This is a genomic window from Afipia sp. GW821-FHT14H12 (genome assembly GCF_058803465.1).
Window position 1 is genome coordinate 1502696 of sequence record NZ_JBXAOZ010000001.1, and the last position, 21555, is coordinate 1524250.

The window sequence follows — 21555 nt, forward strand, 5'->3', positions numbered from 1 at the left end:
GGCCCTGCCGTCCGTTGGTCTTCACGAGGCTGGCAAGTAGCCGGTACGAACAGGAGCGAGACGCCATGGCTGACAACAATCGTTTCGAGATTCCCCAGGAAATGCGCTCGATGGCGGAAGCCAGCTTTGACCAGGCTCGCAAGGCGTTCGAGAGCTTCCTCGGACAGGCCCATCAGACCGCCAGCACGCTGACGGGAACGGGCGAGACGGCGCGCGCCAACGCCAAGGACATTACCGCCAAGGCGATTTCGTTTGCGGAAAAGAACGTCCAGTCGTCGCTCACCTATGCCCAGCAGCTCGTGCACGCCTCGGACCTGACCGAGATCATGCGGCTGCACTCCGAATACGTGCAGGCGCAGATGAAGGCGCTCGCCGAACAGGCCTCCGAAATGGGGCAGGCCGTCACCAAGGCGGCGATGGATACCGCAAAGCCACGCTAAGTCAGTGGCTTAAGATAAAATTAGCGCAATGCAATAAAAATATTGCATTGCACAAAAAATGGCTTATATTGGTTTGGTCAGAGGCTGGTGGCCGGTCTTATTGCCGGGCTGCGCGTGGCCTCCTTTTCCCAGGCTGAGGACATGCCAATATGAGCAACCAGGCGTTTTTCACCACGACTCCTTTCCAGATTCCCGAGCAGTTCCGTGCGTTTGCCGAAAACGGCGTCAATCAGGCCCGCGACGGCTACCAGAAGCTGAAGGCCGCCGCCGAGAGCAACAACGAGGCCCTGGAAGCCGTTTATGCTTCGGCCACCAAGGGCGCGAGCGGCTTCGCCGCCAAGCTCGTCGAGATTGCCCAGGCTAACGTCACTTCGTCGTTCGATTTCGCCCAGTCGCTGGTCGGCGTCGGCTCGCTGCCGGAGGCCGCGGAACTGGTGAGCGCCCATACGCGCAAGCAGTTCGAGGCGCTGACGGCCCAGTCGAAGGAACTGGCCGAGTTCGGTCAGAAAGTTGCGACCGAAACCGTTGAGCCGCTCAAGGCCAGCGTGACCAAGGCGTTCCAGAACGTCGCCTAAGCGATTTCAGGATTGATCCATGAACGGCCGGGCTTGCCCGGCCGTTTTTGCGTCCGGACCCCCTGGCGAGCCTGGAATTTCTCCCGCTTGCTCAGCCCGCGATCTGATAGAATCTCTTGTTACAGAATGGCTTGTCCGGTCTTGCCAAAGCCGGGCGCTGCCCCTAGTTTCCGCGCGTTCGCAGCCCTCAGGGCGCGACGAAGGATGCAGTTGTAGCTCAGCTGGTTAGAGCGCCGGATTGTGGATCCGGAGGTCGGTGGTTCGATCCCACCCAACTGTACCACTCTCCCATTCATAGAAGTTCATCCACGCTCGCGATAGTGTAGAATGGTCCGGTAAACGGGCCTTTTTTTGTTTTTGGGCGTTCGTGGGTGTTTACGGCAACCCGAGCAGTTTGTTGGCCCCTACGTTGGCCTTGCTGACCGCGGTGTTGGCCTTTTCTTGGCGCGGAAGGAGATGGGGAATGTCGGAGTTATCAGACCGAAAATGCCGAACTGCCAAGCCTCATGACGGACTTTATAAGCTGTCTGACGGGGGTGGTTTGCAGCTATGGATACAGCCTTCCGGAACCAAGCTCTGGCGATTGGCTTATCGTTTTGGTGGCAAGCAAAAGAAGCTCTCCATCGGCATCTATCCGGCCGTTTCGCTAGCAGACGCTCGCCGCAAGCGTGATGAGGCCCGAAAATTGTTGGCGGGAGGCAAAGACCCGAGCGCGCAAAAGAAACTCGACAAGGCTGCGAAACTGACGGCAAGCGCTAACACCTTCAACGTGCTGGCCGACGAGTACGTGGCGAAGAAAAAGCGCGATGGCCGCGACGCCAAAACCTTGGATAAGGTTGCGTGGATACTTGGCTACGCTCGCCCGCTCATTGGCGGCCGACCGATCAGCGAAATAACTGCTCCGGAAGTTCTAACAACGATCCGTCCGCTTGAGGCGGCGGGCAAGCTGGATGCCGCCCATCGTCTCCGCAGCACCATTGGCGGCGTGTTTCGCTACGCTATTGCCACCGCACGGGCGGCGAACGATCCAACGCTCGCTTTGCACGGGGCCATTGCCAGCAAGGACAAGAACAAGATCAATCGTCCGGCGATTACCGATTCGGTCGCCTTCGGCGGTCTTTTGCGCGCGATTGACAGCTATTTGGGCCAGCCCACCACCAAGGCTGCGTTGCAGTTGATGGCCTTGCTGGCGTGTCGCCCGGGTGAGTTGCGGCAGGCAAAATGGGTAGAGTTTGATCTGGACAGCGGTGTGTGGAGTGTCCCGGCAGGGCGCATGAAGATGCGTAGGCCGCACCGCATCCCGTTGCCGGCGCAAGCCGTTGCTATCTTGAAAGAGCTTCACCCGATTACGAGGCATGGTGCCGGAGGCCTTGTATTTCCGGGATTGCGGAGCGTCTCACGACCAATCAGCGAGAATACCATGAATGGGGCACTCCGCCGGATTGGCTACTCGCAAGACGAAGCCACTGCGCACGGTTTTCGCTCGACGTTCTCTACGCTGGCTAACGAGTCCGGCAAATGGACCGTCAACGCCATTGAGGCCGCGCTTGCCCATATCGAGCCGAATGCGGTTCGCCGCGCTTATGCGCGAGGAGATTATTGGGATGAGCGCATGAAGATGATGCAATGGTGGGCGGATTACTGCGACATTCTGCGTGATGGTGGGCGCGTGCTTCTGTTCAAGGGTGCGTCCGTATGAGCGAGTAGCTGGACCTGCGCATACGTAATTTTTCAGGTCAGAGGGAACGGCAAAAGCCAGCCAATGTTCGTTTAAAGAATATTGCCGATTCGAAGACCTGGCCCCCAATCGTTCAGCAAAATATATTTTCTTAAGGCTCTAGGGTGAGTGCGTGCTCGATTGCCTCGTGTATGCGTTCGCGTGAAGAAGCAGACAGCCGATCAATTTGTAACAAGCGAGCGTAAACGAGTGGTGGGTCCTCTTCATCTAGCGCCGCTCGATTCGCCAATACAAAGTCAGCAATTTCAGCGACGCAGATGTCGGAAATGGGGCGGCGGTTCTGCTGATCGCGTGGAGAGCGAAACGGTATGCGCGAAGCAACGCTGCCAATCTTCCAAAGGAAGGTGCCAGAACTCTCCTTCGTTCGATCGAGCTTTCGCAGGTGCAGTTCAATCTGCTCTCGAATACGCGCGCCGGTACGGAGCCATCCATGCGCACGGGCCACCCGCTGAGCCAAAATATCGTCTCTCACGGGCGCTTCCGTGTCCATGATTGCATCGACTATCGCCTGAATGGTCGGCCGGTAAGAAAATTCGAAGAATAAGTCCGGATCGGCTTTGAACATAGACAGGTCAGTAATCGCGAAAAATCCTTGGGCTGCCTCTGTAGGATGCTTTCCTGATGAGGCTATCTGTCGTTCGCGAACATCGTGCGACGCTCCTGTCGGCTCCTCATAATCTTGAGCCCGGACGCTATCAGGCTCAATCTGAATAATGTTTGGATTAGGGCGCGCGGTTTCTTCAAGTGCATCATCGACGGGCATGTCTGATGCTAGGGGTGAATCGGATTCGGCGGCGCGCACCGCTACAGCGCGACTATCGACCAATAATTCATCCAGCGCTTGATGCAATCGCTCAACAGCTTCTTCCGCATTGAACCACCAATCAGTGGACCAGACCCGCAGGATGGTCCAACCGAGACCACAAAGAACTTGCTCACGCACTTTGTCTCGGTCCCGCGCGGTTGCAGAGCTGTGATAGGTCGCACCATCACATTCGATACCGGCAAGATAAATCCCAGGATGATCGGGATGTCTGATGCCAAGGTCAATTCGGTAGCCAGAAATGCCGACCTGGGGAACAACCTGCCAGCCGCGCCGCTCGAGCCGCGCAGCTACAGCTTCCTCGAAAGGCGATTCCATCTCACCTTGGGAGCCTGCATCCTGCGCCGGCAGCGCAATTGCGCCGCGTACCGCATAGTCGAGGAACGCCTTCAGGTGCTCGACACCACGCGCTTTACTGCGCGACAGGTCGATATCGTCGGCGCGAATACCCGAGAACACTTTCAACTCGCGGCGTGCGCGCGTCACAGCGACATTGAGTCTGCGCTCGCCGCCATCCTTGTTGATTGCTCCGAAGGTCATGGGCAACTTGCCTGCCGCATCTCGGCTAAATGTAATCGAGAACAGGATGACATCGCGTTCGTCACCCTGGATGTTTTCCAGGTTCTTGACGATCACCGGTTCGATGCGGTCTTCCGAGAAAAACCATTCGAGCTCCGGGTTCTCGCGGCGCGCGTCATCAAGAAAATCTTCAATGAGCGCCATTTGCTGGGCATTGAACGTGATAACGCCAAGCGTCTGGCGTTGTGCCTCAGGCAGCAGAAGCCATGCTTCAAGCCGGGTGCGAATCTCCGCGGCAATGGCGCGAGCTTCTTCTCGGTTCGTCCGACTTTTGCCACGGTCATAAACACCCGTGGGAACGAAAGCAAGCGAGACTGCCTGATCCTGCGTGACGGGGCTCGGGAATGTGATCAGCTTGTTGTCGTAATAGTGCCAATTTGAGAACGCAATCAGTGATTCATGCCGACTGCGATAATGCCAGCGCAAATAGCGCTGTGGCAGTCCTGATGCCGTGGCTTCATCAAGAATGCTTTCGAGATCTTGCTCGTACTGTGGAATGCTGTCGTCGTCGCTGTCGTTTCGGCCAAAGAAATTGGTCGGCGGCAATTGTTTTGGATCGCCGACGATGATGGTCTGACGTCCGCGCGCAATGGCACCTACCGCATCCCAGGTTGCGATTTGTGACGCCTCGTCGAAAATCACCACGTCAAACAGTGCCTGGTGAGTCGGCAGATATTGCGCAATCGACAATGGCGACATCAGCACGCAAGGTGCGAGCTTTCCGAAGCTTTCCGGCATCGCGCTAATCATATCGCGGATTGAACTGCTGGGTCTTTGCAATCCGATTTGATGTCGCAAGCGACCGAGTTCGGAGTTTCTCGGCACCAATTCAGGCGAGGGCAAGTCATGGACTAGGGAACTGACCACTTTATCAGATGCATGTGCGCGCACGAGGTCGTCGATTTCTTTAAAATCAGCGATGGCATGTTCGTGCTCGAATCGCCGGAATTTCCGCAGCTCTTCGCTTCCATCGATTGCCAACGGCAGCCACCAGCGTGCATAGCTGAGCCGAAAAACCTGCAGTGCCCGGTCGGGCGTAACCGCACCATCTTCCAGATCAGTTACCAGCGGTGCGAGACCCTTGGCGATTGCGCGGGCGCGAATGGTGCACCACGACGACCAGTCGCGAAGCAGGCTTTGTGACTGCTCAAGATTGTCCATCTGCTGCGATAACTTACACAAGAAGTCGTCGGCATCGCGATCGGGAAGCGAATGTCCTGCTATGGTTTCAAATTCATTGATAGCATCGAGCAAGGCGCGATGCTTGGCCAGATAATCGGTTGCGGCTGCGATTTGAGGCTGATTGATCTGCCCTTTCAAGCCGGCGGCGATGCTAGTTGCTACTGTCTGAACGTCGCCTGCGAATTCGCCGAGTTGAATGAGCGACGTTCGCAATTGTTCTGCAGTCTGCAAATGCTGCTTCACCGCGCCGCAATGAGTGTCGAGTCCATCGAAGGCCAGTGGAGTGCTGGCGATCATGTTGCGCGCAATCGCGCTGTGATTGATTTGTAGTTTGCGAATGAGCGGCAGATCAATCGTAGGGTCGGCACTTTTGGCATTGGCGTATGAGCCGAGTAGCCGCCGAATTCGGCGCGAGGCAAACCATGATTTCGGCCATATTGCCGCATTGGCTTCACGCCAGTCGCGGTCGAGTTCGTCCACGGGGACACGTACAACATCAACTGGTGCGTAATACTGTGAAAGCTTTGGCTCGATATCGCGATAGGACGCTATGGTCCTTTCGAGATCGTCAATGGCCCGCGTCAGTGCCGCAAAGTCCTTGTGTAGGATGATGGTGTGATCCCGGCCCGAAGTCACGATTACGTCGCGCGCGAGATCGGCGAAATACCCAAGGCCTGCGGTCCCTACGTCATCCATGCCCGCGAGGCCGAATCGCGCGCTAAGGGTGGCCAGCACCGTTCTGGTATCTGTTGCGGCGCGCCCAAGCGTGCGTGCGGCGGCAATTAGTTTCTGCTGCCATGCGCCGGTCCATTCTTCGACATGCACCAACTGTAGCACCGGACGAACGGTCACGGCGGCAAATGTCAGACCCAATTGTCCAGCAATAGTCTCTAGGTCGGCGTAGCCATGCGCGTCATGGAAGTCCCGTTCTGCCCAGCAAAGAGCGGGTGCGTGGTCATGATGTCCCATCATCGCGATACCCATCGCGGTGTACGGGGTCAGTCCATTGGGCGCCTTGCGATGTAGCGCATCCACGTAAGCGTTTAACTCGTCGCGGCGGATTTGTAGACGATCATTATACTTGACCCATTGGGATGCAGCCGAGTTGCCGCGTTTCTCCCATGAGTTTTTCAACTGAGAAAAAAACTGCTTGCGGTCGGCTTTGCTCGAATGAAGTTCGAGGCAGTGATCGTCGAGGCCGTGTTCGCGCAACCGGCGATACACAACGTCAAGGGCCGCTGTTTTTTCTGCAACGAAGAGAACAGTTTTCCTTGCAGCCAGACATGTCGCGATCATGTTGGCGATCGTTTGGCTCTTACCAGTGCCGGGTGGCCCAACGATCACGAAGTCGCGCCCCTGGGCCGCTGCAATGCTCGCTGCGATCTGGGAAGAGTCTGCGGGCAGCGGCGTTACGATATCGGCTGATGCATAATTACGGTCGATTTCGTGCTCGTCCGGGAATGGCCGGTCCGCCCCCTCGAATGGACGCTCGGGGTTATCGATCAAGTGTTTGACGACGCGGTTCTGTCGTAAGTTGTCAGTGCGGTCAGTGAGATCCTTCCACATCAGATATTTGGCGAATGAGAAGGTCGATAGTGCTATGTCGTCGGCAACTTCGAAGCCTGGCGTGTCGCGCACAGCATGACGAAACTGTTCAAGCACCTGAAGTACGTCGATGCCGTGACCGTCCAGCGGCAGGCCGTCTCGAAAATCGGGCAAGGTTAGGTCGAAGTCGTGCTTAACGAATTGCAGCAGTGTTGCGTTTATTCGTGGCTCATCTTCATGAAACCTTAGACGGAATCGAGCCGCGGCACTGGAGCGCTCAAGCTTGACTGGTAAAAGCAGAATTGGCGCGCGACAGGTGCGTTCGTCAGTCGGTTTCTTTTTCCATTTCAATACACCCACAGCGAGATAGAGCGTATTGGTGCCGCCCTCGGTAATGTCGCTCTTGGCCTGTCGGTACAAGGCGATAAGACGCGATTCTAGTTCTTTCGCTTCCAGCATCGACGACAATTCGTCTCGCTGCAGTGCTTGGGCCGCAAATTCACGGTGTAGATCATGGCCACGCCTCTCGCGGTGCAACTCGGCATCGCGTTCGCCCAAAGGATTCTGCTCGGGTAGCGAGATGAGCTTAATCCCGACATTCTCGGTCAGCCTGTCCTCGAGATACGCAACATCGGGGCAGATGAATGACACGGCTTTCTTGCTGTCGGTAAAATTCAGCAATCGATTCCGCAGCGATAGATCAAGCAGCTTCGTTTGCCACCGTTCGATACGACCCGCAGCTGTCGTTGGCTTCTGCACGGCAATGTCGGCCGGCATCGGGAAGTCTGGCTCCGGCGGCAGCGGAATATCCGATGGCTCCTCGCTGTCTGACTTATCTATCGTCGGTGGTGCTTCATGCGAAGCTAGAGGCATGATGCCGGTGGAGCGTGATCGTGCGATATCAATGGCCGACACGAAACGTTGAGTGGCGCCCTCGCCCAGTTTGGCTTCGACGGTTTTTCTGGCCTGTTCGAAGATCATGGCCGGTCGGTGTGTCACGCCCGTGGTCTCAAAAACGATAAGCTCGTGCGCGGCGATCGCTTTGCGAATCTCTACGACGTCGTCTTCCACAGTTCGTGGCAGCGTGCGCTTGACCAGCCAGACGCCTGCGGCGGCGTGACCGTCAAACAGCAGAACTACGGCATTGAGCCCGGTGGCTTCCAGAGCCGCCGTGAACAGCAGTGTCGTATCGAGGCATGTGGCGAGTGCGTCCTGAGCAATCTTGCTTGGTCCGCGGATCTTCTGCCCTCTCGTTTCGAAGCTCGCCGGCGGTTGCGCATAATGTGGGCCAAGCCCGGCGATGGCCGAATAGACCGCTGCCGTGAGCATGTAGGCGCGTTTCGGATCGTTGGTCTGATAGCCATCGAGCGCCGAAGAATGGCCATGCGCGGCAAGTCGCTCGGCGGCCGACCGCAGCAGTTTGAAAACTGCTGGATCGTTTGGCATGACGAAGGCTGGAAGCAACTGGCCCATGTCGGCCACGCCGCCCCATTCGTCGCGAGCCAGCAATCTGACCGGGAGAATTGTTTCAGCGATGATGCAATCGTGTTGAAACAACCTTAGCCTGATATCGCCACGTTCGGCCTCATCCAATCCGGCAAGATAGGCCGCATCGAGTTCGATGCGGCGATCCGATAATGCGATGCCTTCGCCGGCAACAATGCGGTCAATGGTCCAGGTCTTGGGCCTGAGAAACGGTGGGCTGGACGTGAGCTCTAGTCGTGCGTTTTCAAGATTATCCGTAGTCAGATTATCCACGCGGATTGAGCGGATAACTGGAATTGAGTTTTGGTGCGATGCAAAAGTGAATGTCGCGGCGAGATCGGCAGTGATGGCGACCATACTTGAGGCATTTGGTTGAGGAATATCCTCAGTTAGGAGGTCAGTCGTCCCGATATCGTCCATCATCCTAACTCACAGAGAATTTCTCTGCAGTTGATACCGCCAACTGCTTGTAAGTAAAAATTCTACCTTAAGGGGATTGGTTGTTGAAATACAACCATATTAAAGTAGGAGCTCAACTGCGCAAACTCTCTACTTTTTGATATCCGATGGATTAGTCACAGACATGCGCTTCACCTTCATTCACGCGGCTGATCTCCACATCGACAGCCCGCTCGCAGGCCTTGGCCTAAAAGACAAAGCTGTTGCGGAAAGGTTTGCCAGTGCCGGCCGTCGTGCGGTAGAGGCGCTCATCGCTGAGACGATCGAGAGCAAAGCCGCGTTTCTCGTCATTTCGGGCGATGTTTTTGACGGAGATTGGAAGGACGTCACTACCGGATTATTTTTCGTTCGCGCCATTGGCGCGCTGCATCGCGCTGGGATCCCCGCCTTTATTGTGAAGGGCAATCACGACGCCGAAAGTGTGATGTCGCGTGATCTTCCTTATCCCAAAACGGTGCATGTATTTCCATCGGGTAAGGCTGCAACAATCACGCTTGATGAGTACCGGGTTGCGCTGCATGGGCGCAGCTTCCCCAATCGCCTTACCGGCGATTTCGTTACGACTTACCCGGCGCGCCGTGAGGGTTGGCTGAACATTGGCCTGCTGCATACATCCCTCGATGGAACACGCGGTCATGAAGGATACGCGGCATGTACGGTCGATGACCTAAAGCGCTTCGGTTACGATTACTGGGCGCTCGGGCATGTTCACACGGCAGAAATTGTCAGCGACGATCCATGGATCGTCTATCCCGGTAATTTGCAGGGGAGGAGCGTGCGAGAAACAGGGGCGAAAGGTGCTATGCGCGTAACTGTCGAGGATGGCCGTATCGTTGAGGTCGCTCCCTTGTTATTGGACAGCGCACGATGGGCGCATCTCACAGTTGATGTGGCGACGGCGGCAAGTGAAGCCGATGTGATCGAAAGAATTTCATCTGACTTGGTAGGCGTGCATGCTCAAAGCGAAGGGCGCCCGCTGGCTGTTCGTATCACGCTTATCGGTGCGACGGCGCTACACAACCAGCTCGTTGCCCGACGTGAGCTCTTGCAGGACGATATTCGCGCCAGTGGTTTTCGGATCGCCGATGACTGCTGGGTCGAGCAACTGAAAGTGAAAACCGCATCGCCACAGCGGTCGGCAGTTTCCCTGTCGGATGCCGAAAGTCTCGATGTCGATACGCTTCTCGAGGAAGCCTCCAATGATCGGGAGTTCAATGCGGATCTGGTTGAATTGGTTGAAGCGATGAAAGCCAGGTTGCCGAAAGATCTTCAGGAGATCATCTCCGAGGCTGATCTGCTGAAGACGCTGGCTAGCGATGCCCGCGCGTTGCTCGCTGGAGAATCGTCGTGAGAATCGAATGTCTGATTCTGGAACGCTACGGTATCTTCGTGGACCGCAGCCTGTCGTTTCATCCAGATGCGCCGTTGCATGTCGTATACGGCGCCAATGAAGCCGGGAAAACCTCAGCATTATCGGCCATTGGCGATCTTCTATTCGGGTTCAACCCGCGTACGCCCTATGATTTTCGGCATGACAGCAAGACCTTACGCATCGGCGGAACGTTTCGGCATTCGAATGGCGACGTGATCTCGGCGCGGCGGCGCAAAGGCACCAAGAATACGCTCATCGACGCCAGCGATCAGCCGCTTCCGGATGATCGGCTGGCGTCGCTTCTTGGCGGAGTATCTCGCGATGTCTTCAGCCGAGAATTCGGTCTGACTGCGCAGGCATTGCGTGACGGTGGTCACGAACTGCTCAATGCCGGCGGGCGGCTGGCGGATACGCTGGCCGCAAGCTCTGCCGGCATGACGATGTTGTCACGCAGCAGGGAAAAGCTGCAAGCCGAGGCCGACGATCTGTTCACGGCGCGCCGGTCGAGCGGCAAACCGTTCTATCTGGCAGTGGATCGTCGCGATAACGCCGACAAGCGATTGCGCGACGTCATCGTGACGCGAGAGGCTTTGCAGGAGTTGGAGAAAGCGGCGCGGGACGCGGGCAATCATTTGGATATGCTTACTGCCGAACATAAAGCGAGCGGTAGTACGCTGGCGCGTTGGCAGCGGACGCTGCGGGTGCATCCGAAGCTCATGCGCCTTAAAAACCTCGGCGAAGAACTGGCGACATTCGCCGATTTGCCCGCGGTGCCGCTGCAATCGCTCGTGGAGTGGCGCGCCGCGCTGGATGCGGTGGCTGTGCTTGATGGCAAGATATCCGCGTTGGACGCGGCCGATACTATAGATGCGGCGGAAATAGCCGCTATGGCTGTCAACGAAACGTTGCTGTCGGAGGGAGAAACAATCGATGTGCTTCGCGAACGGCTCGGCGCCATACGCAAAGCAATCGATGACCTGCCGCGCCGTCGGCAAGCGCGCGACACTGAGATGAAGACACTTGATGATGCGGCCCGGCGCCTCGGGCTGGCGTCGCATGCTGCGCTGCTGAAACGGTTGCCGACCGATCTCGCGTTGGCGCATGTACGTGACCTGCTCGACCGGGGTAGCCGTCTCGAACAGGCGATGATCGATGCTGATACGCGACGCGCTCGCGCGCAGGAGGAACTTCAAGTACTCGGGGCCGGTGAGGGCGAGGCTCGTAGCGCCATCGATACTGATCAATTGAGGCAGCGGCTCGACGTCTTGAGTGACCTTCCCACGCAGGTGGATCGGTTGCGTCGTGACATCGCAGCGCTGAACGTCGAGACCGAGGCGCTTACTGCGAAGGTGGATTCGCTGGATCCGTCACCGGGTACACTCGAAACACTGCGAGCGCTGCCATTTCCTGATAGCGCCATCATCGCAAGGTATGTACGTGCTGCAGAGCTGGACGAAAGCGAAGAGAAGCGGCTTCGTGAAGCGCTTAGTGCGGTTGACAATACGATTGCCGCGACCGAGGCTGAACTTGCGCGGCTGTCGAGCGCCGGCTCGGTACCAACCCGCATTGATCTCGCCGGCGCGCGGCGCGAGAGAGACACCCACCTTGACGGTTTACACACCGTGCTGGACGGGGATCTGGCAGCGCGCGTGGCGCACTTGTCTGAAGTCGTGCGATCGTCCCAGAGCATCGATGGAATCACCGATCTGCTACTGACCGACACTGGTCGCGCTGCCCGCCAAGAAGACGCACAACAGCGCATCGTTGCAGGCCGTACGGAGCGGGTGCGAATCGAGGGGATACTTGCCAATCGGCGGGTACAGATCGCTGCCGCTGTTACGGCGTGGACACAGCAGTGGGGGCCATCCGGCTTGATGCCTCGCAGTCCAGCCGAGATGCAACGTTGGCGCGAACGTTTGGACGACATCCTGAACCGTTTAGATAAACGCGATACACAAAAAGCCGGTATCGACGCATTAGCGGCAACGCTGGACGCCAGCAAAACCGCGGTCATTGCTTTTCTCGAAAGCACTGGCCGCATGCCTGATCGCACATTGTCGCCGGATATTCTTTTTCGTGAAGCAAAATCACGGTTTGAGGAACTTCAGACAGCATGGGTCGATACCAAGGCGCGTTCGGTTTCAAAGCTACGAATCGAGCGGGACCTGAACGAAGCCGGTGCGTTGCATGACGCGGCGCAATCCGGACTCGCGGACATTCGTGAGGTATGGTCGGCGGCGATGACGAGCATCGGTTTGACTAGCGAAGCCACATCGACACAGGCCAATGAGGCGTTGACGGTCTGGCGTTCAGTGGCGGTCCCTAAAGCGGCCTATGAGCGTGAGGGTCGGAGCGTTGAGACCATCGAGGCTGACCTTCAAGCCTTCGACCGCGACGTGTTTGACGTTGCGAACCGCATAGCGCCTCATTCCAAGAGCGAAAAAGCACAAGACACGCTGGCTCGCCTGTCGGCTGCCCTGGCAGAAATGCGGAGTGCCAACGAGGCGTGTCGGCACCTAAGAGAGGCAGGTGTGAAGCGGGTTGTTTCTCGCAAGGAGCTTGAAGCGCAGCGTACGGCTGCTGTGCTGCTACTCGACGAAGCTCAACGAATTTTGGGCGTCGTCAGCAGAAGCGCGTTGCCCGAGATAATTGCTCGCGTTTTAGAGAGGCGCCGACTGGAGGACGAACGCACACGGCTGCTGCGTGATCTTCATGAATCGAGCGACGGCCGCGATGAGGTGGTGCTGCTGCAGGAGCAGGACGGGCTCGATCTGGATCATTTGCCGGGAAACATTGCCCGTGAAACGGTCCGCCAGGATCAATTGCTCAAGGACATCACCGAGGCATCCGCTCTTAATCATCACAAGCAAACTGAGCTTAACGTCCTGCTAAAGGGTCGTGATGCCGGAGCTGTGGCCGCGGAACGAGCGGAAGCCAATGCCGAAATCCTGTCTATTGCCGAACGCTGGCTTCTGCGGTCCGCGGCGGCCAGGCTTGCTGCCCGCGCAATCGAGCGACACCGCGCAATGGTTCAGGATCCGCTGATTGCGCGAGCAAGTACACTATTTGCAATGGCGACGGGTGACGCGTTCACTGGTCTTGGCGTTGACTATGGAGGCGATGACCAGCCGCTCCTTGTGGCGCTGCGCACCGGCGGAGAGAAATTAGAAGTTGCGGGTCTTAGTGAGGGCACGCGCGATCAGTTGTTTTTGTCTTTACGTCTGGCGCTGCTCGAACGTCGAACTTCGGAACCGATGCCATTCATCGGAGATGACTTGCTGACAAGTTTCGATGACAAGCGAACACTTGCGGCACTTCGGCTACTGGCGGTCGCCGGAAAACAGCAACAGATCATACTATTCACGCATCACAAACATGTCGTAGACATTGCGATGTCTATGAAGGACCATGTAGTTGATTTTATAGATATTTCGTAAATCGTTGGTTGGCGACTGCGGGGCAGATGGCTAGGGCTGACGAGCGAGTGCCCAGCGGATCGTGCGGTGTTGAGTGCATGGTGACGTAATCGAGATGTCGTCCCCTTGATGCGAGCGCCGTAACCATTCAGTGCTTGTTCCATTTTATACTTATGCACAAGCGTTGTGTGCGAAGTGTGTAACTATTGCTTGTTTCGCACATGATCCTTCCTTGCCGAGGGCGTTGGCGATGCGGAGAACGGGTCCCGAAATTCTACACAGGGGATAAGTGGAGTTTCTGCCTGACAGCGGGCACGCTGTGCCTGCGAACAGGAGCGACAATGAGCAGAAGAACACGCCGGAACCACACCCCCGCCCTCAAGGCAAAGGTGGTCCTGGCCGCCGTGAGGGGCGATCAAACGCTGGGAACCGGGGCCAACTCTATGATCCGCGAGACAACATGAGCGAGGGCCGAGAATGGGTGTCGCTGGGAGAAGCGTTCGATCTCATCGCTGCAGCTCCAGCGATTAAGGCGCGGGCGGAGGAACGGCTGCTTTATCTTACCCGGGATTTTGATATTTCCGATGCGATCAATCTTGAAGCTGAAGATGCGATGAGCGAATCCGGTCTGGACGGCCGGATGCAGTTTCAAGGGATGAAAGCGAAGCACGCGAAAGCGCTCATATCAGTGCCAGCGGAATGGTTCAGGGCGCGAGTCCTCCGGTGGGTCAGGACACCGCGAGGAATCGACCCCGACAACAATGAGCTTTGGCTTGCACCATTGCATCAGGAACAGGACAAGAAGTTTGATTTAGTTGCGAATTTTGCAGCTCAGAAGCAGGTGAAACCGCAACGCTGGTTTAAGGTGCAGGTGCAGACGAAAACCTTGAGCCTGTTCCTACAGACGCTCGGTAGCGCCATGCCGGAAGCTGAGCCAAAAACGCGGCGTCCCAGCATTAAGGTCATCAAAGATACCGTCGCCGTGCTCAGCGCATCCGGCGCGCCTGTCACTGACGAAGGCGTCAAACAGGAACTGCAAAAGCAAGGTTACAAGCCGACGCGCCAGCCCATCCGTGCCGCCCTCAAGGAGGCTTGCCTTACCCGCAGGGTCGGAAGGCCATCAGCCGCTGATAATTCGCCGAAATCCTAAAAACGGCAATTTATTATCTTTTACGGCGAATTTTCTTGCCGCCATTGTTCGCAGCACGTCACGCGTAATCACTCGCACAGGAAAGGACGTGCTGAATGTCTCCCCATCTCGCCGCTGATCTCAGTCAGTCAACCATTCCCGGCGGGGCAATGACCATCGCTGAATTTTGCGCCTGGGCGCGTATCGGCAGGACTATGGTATATGCCGAGGTGAAGGCTGGTCGGCTGGTGCTGCGTAAGGCAGGTGCCAAGTCTCTGGTTACTAAGGACGCTGCCGAAGCTTGGCTCCGTTCGTTGCCCGTCGTCGGGACGGCAGCCTGACCTTTCCCCAACACCATCGCGTGTTGCGGGTCTCTCTCAAAGAGATGCCGAGCCAGACGCGATCTTTATACCAAACATGCATGCGTCAGCATGCGTCTTGGCGCGACGACTGCTAGATTTAACAATGGAACGTTTAGCAATGGCGGGACGCTGGTTTCGGGTCTACGACGACGTGATTAATGATCCAAAGGTCATGCGTCTCCCAATTGAGACGCGCTGGCGCTGGATCGAAATGCTGTGCTGCGCTTCGAAAAACGACGGCAAGATCCCTTCGCAGCAGGATCTGGCCTTCATGCTGCGTGTCAAGCCACAGCAGGCCTCCATCATCCTCACCGAGCTGATGCACGGCGGTCTCGTCGATCTGAAAGATGGTGGCTACGTGCCCCACAATTGGGACCGTCGGCAGTGGAAGTCGGACGTGAAGGACCCAACTGCCGCGGAACGGAAGCGCCGGCAGCGTAACCGAGAGCGTGACACGAGCGTGACGTCACGCCGTGACGACTGTGACGCAACCGTACCACCGTCACGACCAGATACAGAACAGAATCAGAAACAGAACAGACCAGACGACGGCGGCGGCGATGAAGCGCCCGTGCTGGCCAAGCGACCCTTGGTCAGCGACGAGGCGTACAAGCTCGCCGAGCGCTTGCTGGTCATCGCGGGGCACGACCCAGACTTTTGGCCTCCCGGCTGGTGCGGCGCGCCTCTGCGCGTGCAAGCCTGGCTCGATCGAGACTGGCAGTCCGAGATCATCGAGGTCGCCGTAAAGGCGGGCGTAGCGCGCAAGCCGGGACAGCTCGCCGGCAGCGTCCAATATTTTGAGAAATCAATCGCCGAAGAACATGCGCGGCAAACCGCGCCGCTTCCTAACATTAGGGTCAAGCCCCAGGAGACCATCCATGTTCAAGCAACTCACCGCGTCCGATCCGAAAGCCTTGGCGCCATCGCCAACCGGCTCGCAGACTCGCAAATTGGCTTCGGTCCACGCCCAACAGGATTACGCGACCCGGAAGGCGGGGCAGCTTCTGAGCCTTTACCGCAGGGCTGACACGCAGGACCCAGAAGCCTACGTCGCCGGACTCGCCGCCGTGCTCAGCGAATACCCGCGTGAGATCATCGATTACGTCTGCGATCCCCGCACCGGTCTAGCGCGCTCGCTGAAGTGGCTGCCGACAATCGCCGAGGTAGCCGAAGCCTGCGACAAGCAGGTCGAGTACGCGAACACCATCGCATGGCTCCGAGCGCACGCAGTCAAGCAGCGCGAGATCATCGCGAATCCGAAGGCAAGCGAGCGCGCCAAGCGGGATGCTCAGGAATGGCTCGACCGCAACACGGGGCGGGATTGGATGAAGGGCGTGTGAGGATCATCGATCAATATTGAATATCGTGAACATCCGCGCTGCGGCCATCATCGCCATGACGTAGAATAATCCGACATGCGCAGATGACAGGGCGCATCGTCGATCTGCCAATGAACATCCAAACTGACACGGAGGCCAAATGTGACCAACAGTAAACGATGCGGTCGCCCGAGTGGTTGCACACCGGAAGCACGTAACCAGGTGGTTACGCTCATGAGCACCGGGCTGTCGCTCACAGCGTCCGCTGCTGTAATGGGAATTGGCCGACGACCGCCCACCGCTGGATGGATGCGCATGAAGAATTACGGAACGCTGTCTTAAGAGGCGAAGCTGCACGGGCATTTCAACTCTGCGCCCGAGGAATGGTCTGCGAAAAGGTCATAGAGCACGACTTAATACTTGCGGCGGCTTATGTTTGATTTGATGCGGCACTGCCACCTCGTCTTGAGGTGCCAGTCCGAATATTCGATGCAACGGCGGTTGCTCGGGGGCGGGATGGCTGCAATTTGTCATCGGCGGCCAGGACTGAATTATTCGAATTTGCAATGAGATGTGGCCGAATGCGCGGGTAAGCGATGGACCCTATTCTCTGTAACGATCGGCCGCTCAGGTTGGCATTTATCGAGTCCTGATGTTGCGTAACGGTATGCTCAGGCCTATCCCTCGTCAGATCACCGCGCCAATGAATTGCCAATCTGGTTACACCGGTACAATTGGCGCCGACCTCATGGCGGTATAAAACATTAGCACCAATCAGCAGATTCGGTCTGTCCGAGAACAACCTGTTGAGGCTCCCACCGCGTTTCGTTTCAATATCCTGTCATCTCCAGATAGCCGACGCCCGCGTGGCTGCCGCTGTATGCAATTGGTCCCTCCCAATATGGAAAGCTGGTGCCCATCCAGCTTTGCGCGTTGAGCGGGACGCAGTCGATCCAGAGCCCACGTTCCTCAATGGCGATGTGCCACTGCGTTGGCAGCCTGCGATTGCCGATGTCGGTGGTCGCCGTCGGTCTCATGACAATCGCCGTAGGCGACAGTTGGGTCGAATGTCCGTCGCGGTCGATCCAGTTGCCTGCGAAATAGTTCAGGCCGTCGGTCTGACGCAACCGGAACAGCATGACTTTCTCGCCGGAGCGTAGGTGCAGCGAGAACCAGTCCCATCCGGTCTGGTTGGAAGCCAGCGGCTGGCTCGACCATTCGCGATCCATCCAGGCCTGTCCGCTGACCTGGATCGGCTTGTCCCCGAGCGTGATCTGGCCCCGGGCTTTGTAATACGGCTGGCTAAAATAATACGACGCCTGGCCACGCTCGGATTTCCGGCTGTAGCCGCCGTCGCCTTGCAGCACCAGCGGCTGCGCGGCATCGAGGCGCAGCGCGTAGCTGAAATCCTCGCCCTGCGCGGTCAATTGCAGCGCGGCGATGGTCGCATCGCTCATCCATGCGATCGCCGCCATGTCCCAGGTGTCGATCCACGCGTGGAACGGCGCGGCGGCGACGCCGGCCTGTCCAGTGCCGCCGCGCGCGAACGTCTCGGCGAAGCGATGCGTCGTCGCGCTGGTGACCGCGGCATGGCCCATCCAGATTTGCTGGTTGGCCCAGCCTTCCCGTTGCGGTGGCGGCGCCAAGGCCTGCCGGAACAGCGTCCACTGCGCGCCATAGGCCGCGCCGCCTGAATCGACGAGGTTGGCGGTGAGATACCACCATTCGATCCGGAATGCGGGATGCGCGCCGAAGTCAGCGGGAAAGACCAGTTGCCGGCCGGGGACGACAGGCGCGAAGCCCGTTGCATCGCTGCCGAGTCCGGCAAAGCCTTGCGCAAGTGCGGTTGTTCCGCCGAGTCCGAACAGCGCAAGACCGCTACCAAAAGCCCGTCGCGTGAGGTGACAATCAGCGCTCATCGGCGAAAATCCTGATAAGCTTCGCCGGCTGCATGCGTGCTAGCTTGAGCACCGGCAGCAGCGTCGCGCATAGCGCCGCCAGCATGGCGACGCCGAGCAGCGTCAGCAATTGCATCGGGAAGACATGAAACGGCAATCGCCACCCGAAGGCCTTGACGTTGACCACGGCGATCAAACACCACGCCACGGCGAGGCCGAGCGGCAATGCCAGCAACGCGGTCAGCAACGCCACCGCCATGGTCTTCATCAGTTCGAGGCCGGCGAGCTTGCGGCGCGTCAGTCCGATCGCCCACAGCGGCGCGAGTTGCGGCAAACGCGCGTTGCCCAATGTCAGTAGGCTGGTCAGCAGCGCGACGCCGGCAACGCCCAGCGTGAAGGCGTTTAGCGCCGTTGTGACGGCAAAAGTGCGTTTGAAAATGCGTCGGGACTCGGCCTTGACGGTCGCCTGGTCAGCAACCTGGCGGCTGTCGAGATCGAAGGTCGTTCGCAGCGCGCGAATGACTTCGGCGACATGCGCCGGCGCGACGCGCAGCCCGAAGCGGGTTTGCGATGTCGCAGGAAAGTGCCGGATCAGAGCGTTGACGTTGACCGCGAATTGTCCTTTCGGATTGCCATAGTCGGCGTAGATGCCGACCACGCCCAGCGACCATGGTCCTAGGGGTGTCGGCGCTTGCAGACGGCCGCCGATGTAAAGCTTGAGCCGACGCGCCAGCTGTTCGCTGACCAGCGCCGCATCGCCGGCGCGCAAGCGATCCCACACATCCGCGCTGGCGAGCAGCAGCGGCCAGCGTTCGCGATAGGTTGCGTGGTCGGCGAGGCCCATGATCTCGACCGGTGCGCCGTCGATCTGCACCTCGGCGCGTCCGCTCGGCAGCACCGCCTCGACGTCGGCGCGCCGGCCAAGCCATGCCTTGATATCGGCGGCCTGCGCATCGGTCGTCGCGTTGAGGTAGATATCGGCCGCGAGCCGGCCGTCGAGCCAGCGCAGGAAGGTGACGCTGAAACTTTCCACCATGGTGCCGACGCCGACATTGACCGCGAGCGCGAGCAGCAGCGCCATCAGCGCCAGTGACAGGCTGGGTAGCTGCTGTCGGCTGTCCGCCCATGACCAGTTGACGAGCGGTCCGCGCGTTCGGCGTGCGCCAAACGACAGAACGGCATCGAGCACCACCGGCAGAGCCAGCGCGGCGCCGAGCATCAGCGCGGCCAGCACCGCAAATCCCGATATCAGCGAATCGCCGAGCCAGAAGAATCCCGCGGACGCAGCGATCATCGTCAGCGCCAGCGCGCCTTGCAGCCGCAGCCAACGCCGCTGGGCTTCGCGCCACGCTGCGGGCTTCGCCGCGGCCAGAACGGGAAGGCGCGCCATCTTGAACAGGCTCGCTGCCGCTGCCGCGAGCGCGCCAATCACGCTCATGGCAAGGCCTGCGAGCCACCATTGCGGCGCGATCGTGAGCTGTCCCGGGACGTGCGCGCCATACAGCCCGCGCAGGCTAGCGACGACGTCGGGCAACAATGCCGCCGCGATCAGGTAGCCACCGACCAGCCCGATCAGTCCGGCGACGAGCGCGATCGCGACCAGCTCGGTCACCAGCACGGTGTTGAGCATGCGCGACGAGGCGCCGCAGGCGCGCAAGGTGCGCAATGTCGGCAGCCGCTGCTCGAAGGCGAGGCCGATCGCCGAATTGACGATGAAGAGGCCGACCAGAAACGACAGCAATCCGAAGGCGGTCAGGTTGAGATGGAAGCTGTCGGTCAGGCGGGCGAGGTCGCTCTCGGCGTCGGGAGAAATGAGCTGGAGCCGATCACCGACGATCGATGCCAGCGCTGTGCGCCGGCCCTGAGCTTGCCGCCCGACCAGCAGCTGCGAGATCTGATCCGGCTTGCCGAGCGCACGTTGCGCAGCGCCGATGTCCATCACCAGCACGCCGGGCGCGAGTCGCGGCTGCAGCTTGAGCGGCGGCAGGACGATGGCATCATTGAGCGTCGGCGACGCACCTTCGCGCAGGCCAAGCTCCATGAGCGTCTCGGGCGCTACCAGCGTCTGACCGGGCGGCGCGATGAAGGACGGCAGTTCGCCCTTGCCGATCGTCGAAATCGCGGCAGTCTCCGGTGGCAGCGTCACCGGATCGATGCCGAGCAGACGAAACGAACGGCCGCCGATCTCGACGCGCTCCTCAATCATCGGCGACACAGGCCATCCGGCGCGCCGAAGCGCGATGAATAGCTGCTGCTGGAATGTCGCGTGCGCCGGATCGATCAGCATAGCCGAGCGCGCACCGCCGAACATCGCCGCGGCGCGGTCATAACTGGCGCGTGCTTGCTGGTTGAGTGCTTGCACGCCGCTCCACAGCGCGGTCGCGGTCACAAGGCCGGTCATGAGCGCGATGAACTGCATCGGATGCCGTCGCCAATGGCTGAGCAGTACGGCGAGAATCCACAGCGCGCGGCTCATGCGATGCGTCCGGCGTGCAGATGCGCCTGGCGGTCCAGGGTCGCGGCGAGACGCAGCGAATGCGTCACCATCAGAAAGCTGCAGCCGCTCCGCGCAACCAGTTCGCGGGTCAGGCGCAGCACATCGTCGGCGGTGGCTTCATCAAGGTTGCCGGTCGGCTCGTCCGCCAGCAGCAGTGCCGGCTTCACCGCAAGCGCCCGCCCGATGGCGACGCGCTGTTGCTGGCCGCCGGAAAGCTGTTCAGGATAGCGAGCCAGCGTTGCGCCGAGCCCGAGCCGTTCGATTAGTTCAGCCAGCCAGACCGCGTCGTGACGGCCAGCGAGGCGCGCTTGCAAGGCGATGTTGTCGGCCACGTTCAGGCTGGGTACCAGATTGAACTGCTGGAAGATCAGGCCGAGCTGATGCCGACGCATCGCCGCCCGCGCGACGTCGGATAGCCTCGAAACCGGCGCGTCGCCAACCCAGACCTCGCCGCTGTCGGCATCGTCGAGCCCGGCGATCAGATGCAGCAGCGTGCTCTTACCGCTGCCGGATTCGCCGGTGAGCGCGACGCTTTCGCCGGCCGCGACGTGGAGGTTTACACCGTGCAGCACGGTAAGAACGTCCTGCGCCGAACGATAGCTCTTGGTAAGATTGACAACTTTCAGCATCGGATGACGCAGCGCATACCTCCGTTCTTCGGCGTGGAGCAAGCACAGAAATGCCAGTGTTCCGATTCTAATATTCGTATCACTTTGCGGCAGGCTCTTTGCGAATG

13 protein-coding genes, 1 tRNA gene and 1 pseudogene are annotated in these 21555 nt (G+C 58.9%); 11 read left to right on the plus strand and 4 right to left on the minus strand.

The features are described 5' to 3' along the window. Window positions 1-65 precede the first annotated feature (65 nt). The 4 genes from AC1RNA_RS07430 (at window position 66) to AC1RNA_RS07445 (ending at window position 2714) form a co-directional block, all read left to right on the plus strand. Complete coding sequence (locus AC1RNA_RS07430) at window positions 66-440, plus strand: phasin family protein (RefSeq protein WP_009337270.1); 375 nt, start codon at window positions 66-68, stop codon at window positions 438-440. 149 nt (window positions 441-589) lie between these two features. Then, entirely contained in the window at window positions 590-1015 is a 426-nt protein-coding gene (locus AC1RNA_RS07435) for a phasin (protein WP_492950650.1), read from the plus strand. Between the two features lie 206 nt (window positions 1016-1221). Next, window positions 1222-1298 (plus strand) — tRNA-His (locus AC1RNA_RS07440). A gap of 180 nt (window positions 1299-1478) precedes the next feature. Continuing rightward, on the plus strand, window positions 1479-2714 hold the full coding sequence (locus AC1RNA_RS07445) for a tyrosine-type recombinase/integrase (protein WP_492950651.1): 1236 nt from the start codon (window positions 1479-1481) through the stop codon (window positions 2712-2714). A gap of 130 nt (window positions 2715-2844) precedes the next feature. Here the strand turns inward: AC1RNA_RS07445 and proA are convergent, their stop codons facing one another. Further along, window positions 2845-8787, minus strand: a complete 5943-nt coding sequence (gene proA, locus AC1RNA_RS07450) for an anti-phage protein ProA (RefSeq protein WP_492951193.1) — start codon at window positions 8785-8787, stop codon at window positions 2845-2847. Between the two features lie 163 nt (window positions 8788-8950). On the opposite strand from proA, the gene AC1RNA_RS07455 reads away from it, so the two are divergent. The 7 genes and pseudogenes from AC1RNA_RS07455 to AC1RNA_RS07485 form a co-directional block, all read left to right on the plus strand. Continuing rightward, window positions 8951-10177 carry a metallophosphoesterase family protein gene (locus AC1RNA_RS07455; RefSeq protein WP_492950652.1) on the plus strand — a complete coding sequence of 409 codons (1227 nt, stop codon included), beginning with the start codon at window positions 8951-8953 and terminating at the stop codon, window positions 10175-10177. After that, a complete protein-coding gene (locus AC1RNA_RS07460) occupies window positions 10174-13635 on the plus strand; it encodes an AAA family ATPase (RefSeq protein ID WP_492950653.1) in 3462 nt (1153 codons plus the stop codon). The genes AC1RNA_RS07455 and AC1RNA_RS07460 overlap by 4 nt, the downstream gene beginning before the upstream one ends. Window positions 13636-14074: 439 nt before the next feature. Continuing rightward, complete coding sequence (locus AC1RNA_RS07465; RefSeq protein ID WP_492950654.1) at window positions 14075-14764, plus strand: hypothetical protein; 690 nt, start codon at window positions 14075-14077, stop codon at window positions 14762-14764. A 95-nt stretch (window positions 14765-14859) separates the two neighbouring features. Beyond that, window positions 14860-15084 (plus strand): DNA-binding protein, encoded by a 225-nt coding sequence (locus tag AC1RNA_RS07470; protein ID WP_492950655.1) that lies wholly within the window; start codon window positions 14860-14862, stop codon window positions 15082-15084. Between the two features lie 124 nt (window positions 15085-15208). Continuing rightward, a complete protein-coding gene (locus AC1RNA_RS07475; RefSeq protein WP_492950656.1) occupies window positions 15209-16132 on the plus strand; it encodes a hypothetical protein in 924 nt (307 codons plus the stop codon). Window positions 16133-16172: 40 nt separating this feature from the next. Beyond that, on the plus strand, window positions 16173-16445 hold the full coding sequence (locus AC1RNA_RS07480) for a hypothetical protein (protein WP_492950657.1): 273 nt from the start codon (window positions 16173-16175) through the stop codon (window positions 16443-16445). Window positions 16446-17090: 645 nt separating this feature from the next. Next, window positions 17091-17239 (plus strand): annotated as a pseudogene (locus AC1RNA_RS07485) (IS481 family transposase); the annotation flags it as partial. Window positions 17240-17254: 15 nt separating this feature from the next. On the opposite strand, the gene AC1RNA_RS07490 reads toward AC1RNA_RS07485, so the two are convergent. From AC1RNA_RS07490 to AC1RNA_RS07500, 3 genes are read right to left on the minus strand one after another with little or no spacing between them, the layout of a single operon-like run. Continuing rightward, a complete protein-coding gene (locus AC1RNA_RS07490) occupies window positions 17255-18343 on the minus strand; it encodes a lipocalin-like domain-containing protein (RefSeq protein ID WP_492950658.1) in 1089 nt (362 codons plus the stop codon). Then, window positions 18333-20798 (minus strand): FtsX-like permease family protein, encoded by a 2466-nt coding sequence (locus AC1RNA_RS07495; RefSeq protein ID WP_492950659.1) that lies wholly within the window; start codon window positions 20796-20798, stop codon window positions 18333-18335. Before AC1RNA_RS07495 ends, AC1RNA_RS07490 begins: the two co-directional genes overlap by 11 nt. Continuing rightward, a complete protein-coding gene (locus tag AC1RNA_RS07500; RefSeq protein ID WP_492951194.1) occupies window positions 20795-21448 on the minus strand; it encodes an ABC transporter ATP-binding protein in 654 nt (217 codons plus the stop codon). Before AC1RNA_RS07500 ends, AC1RNA_RS07495 begins: the two co-directional genes overlap by 4 nt. Between the last annotated feature and the right edge of the window lie 107 nt (window positions 21449-21555).

Excerpts from the sequence above, each read along its gene's own strand:
- AC1RNA_RS07430 (WP_009337270.1), top strand. The coding sequence starts at position 66 with ATGGCTGACAACAATCGTTTCGAGATTCCCCAGGAAATGCGCTCGATG.
- AC1RNA_RS07500 (WP_492951194.1), bottom strand. The coding sequence starts at position 21,448 with ATGCTGAAAGTTGTCAATCTTACCAAGAGCTATCGTTCGGCGCAGGAC.
- AC1RNA_RS07435 (WP_492950650.1), top strand. The coding sequence starts at position 590 with ATGAGCAACCAGGCGTTTTTCACCACGACTCCTTTCCAGATTCCCGAG.
- AC1RNA_RS07465 (WP_492950654.1), top strand. The coding sequence starts at position 14,075 with ATGAGCGAGGGCCGAGAATGGGTGTCGCTGGGAGAAGCGTTCGATCTC.
- AC1RNA_RS07490 (WP_492950658.1), bottom strand. The coding sequence starts at position 18,343 with ATGAGCGCTGATTGTCACCTCACGCGACGGGCTTTTGGTAGCGGTCTT.
- proA (WP_492951193.1), bottom strand. The coding sequence starts at position 8,787 with ATGGACGATATCGGGACGACTGACCTCCTAACTGAGGATATTCCTCAA.
- AC1RNA_RS07475 (WP_492950656.1), top strand. The coding sequence starts at position 15,209 with ATGGAACGTTTAGCAATGGCGGGACGCTGGTTTCGGGTCTACGACGAC.
- AC1RNA_RS07495 (WP_492950659.1), bottom strand. The coding sequence starts at position 20,798 with ATGAGCCGCGCGCTGTGGATTCTCGCCGTACTGCTCAGCCATTGGCGA.
- AC1RNA_RS07470 (WP_492950655.1), top strand. The coding sequence starts at position 14,860 with ATGTCTCCCCATCTCGCCGCTGATCTCAGTCAGTCAACCATTCCCGGC.
- AC1RNA_RS07455 (WP_492950652.1), top strand. The coding sequence starts at position 8,951 with ATGCGCTTCACCTTCATTCACGCGGCTGATCTCCACATCGACAGCCCG.
- AC1RNA_RS07445 (WP_492950651.1), top strand. The coding sequence starts at position 1,479 with ATGTCGGAGTTATCAGACCGAAAATGCCGAACTGCCAAGCCTCATGAC.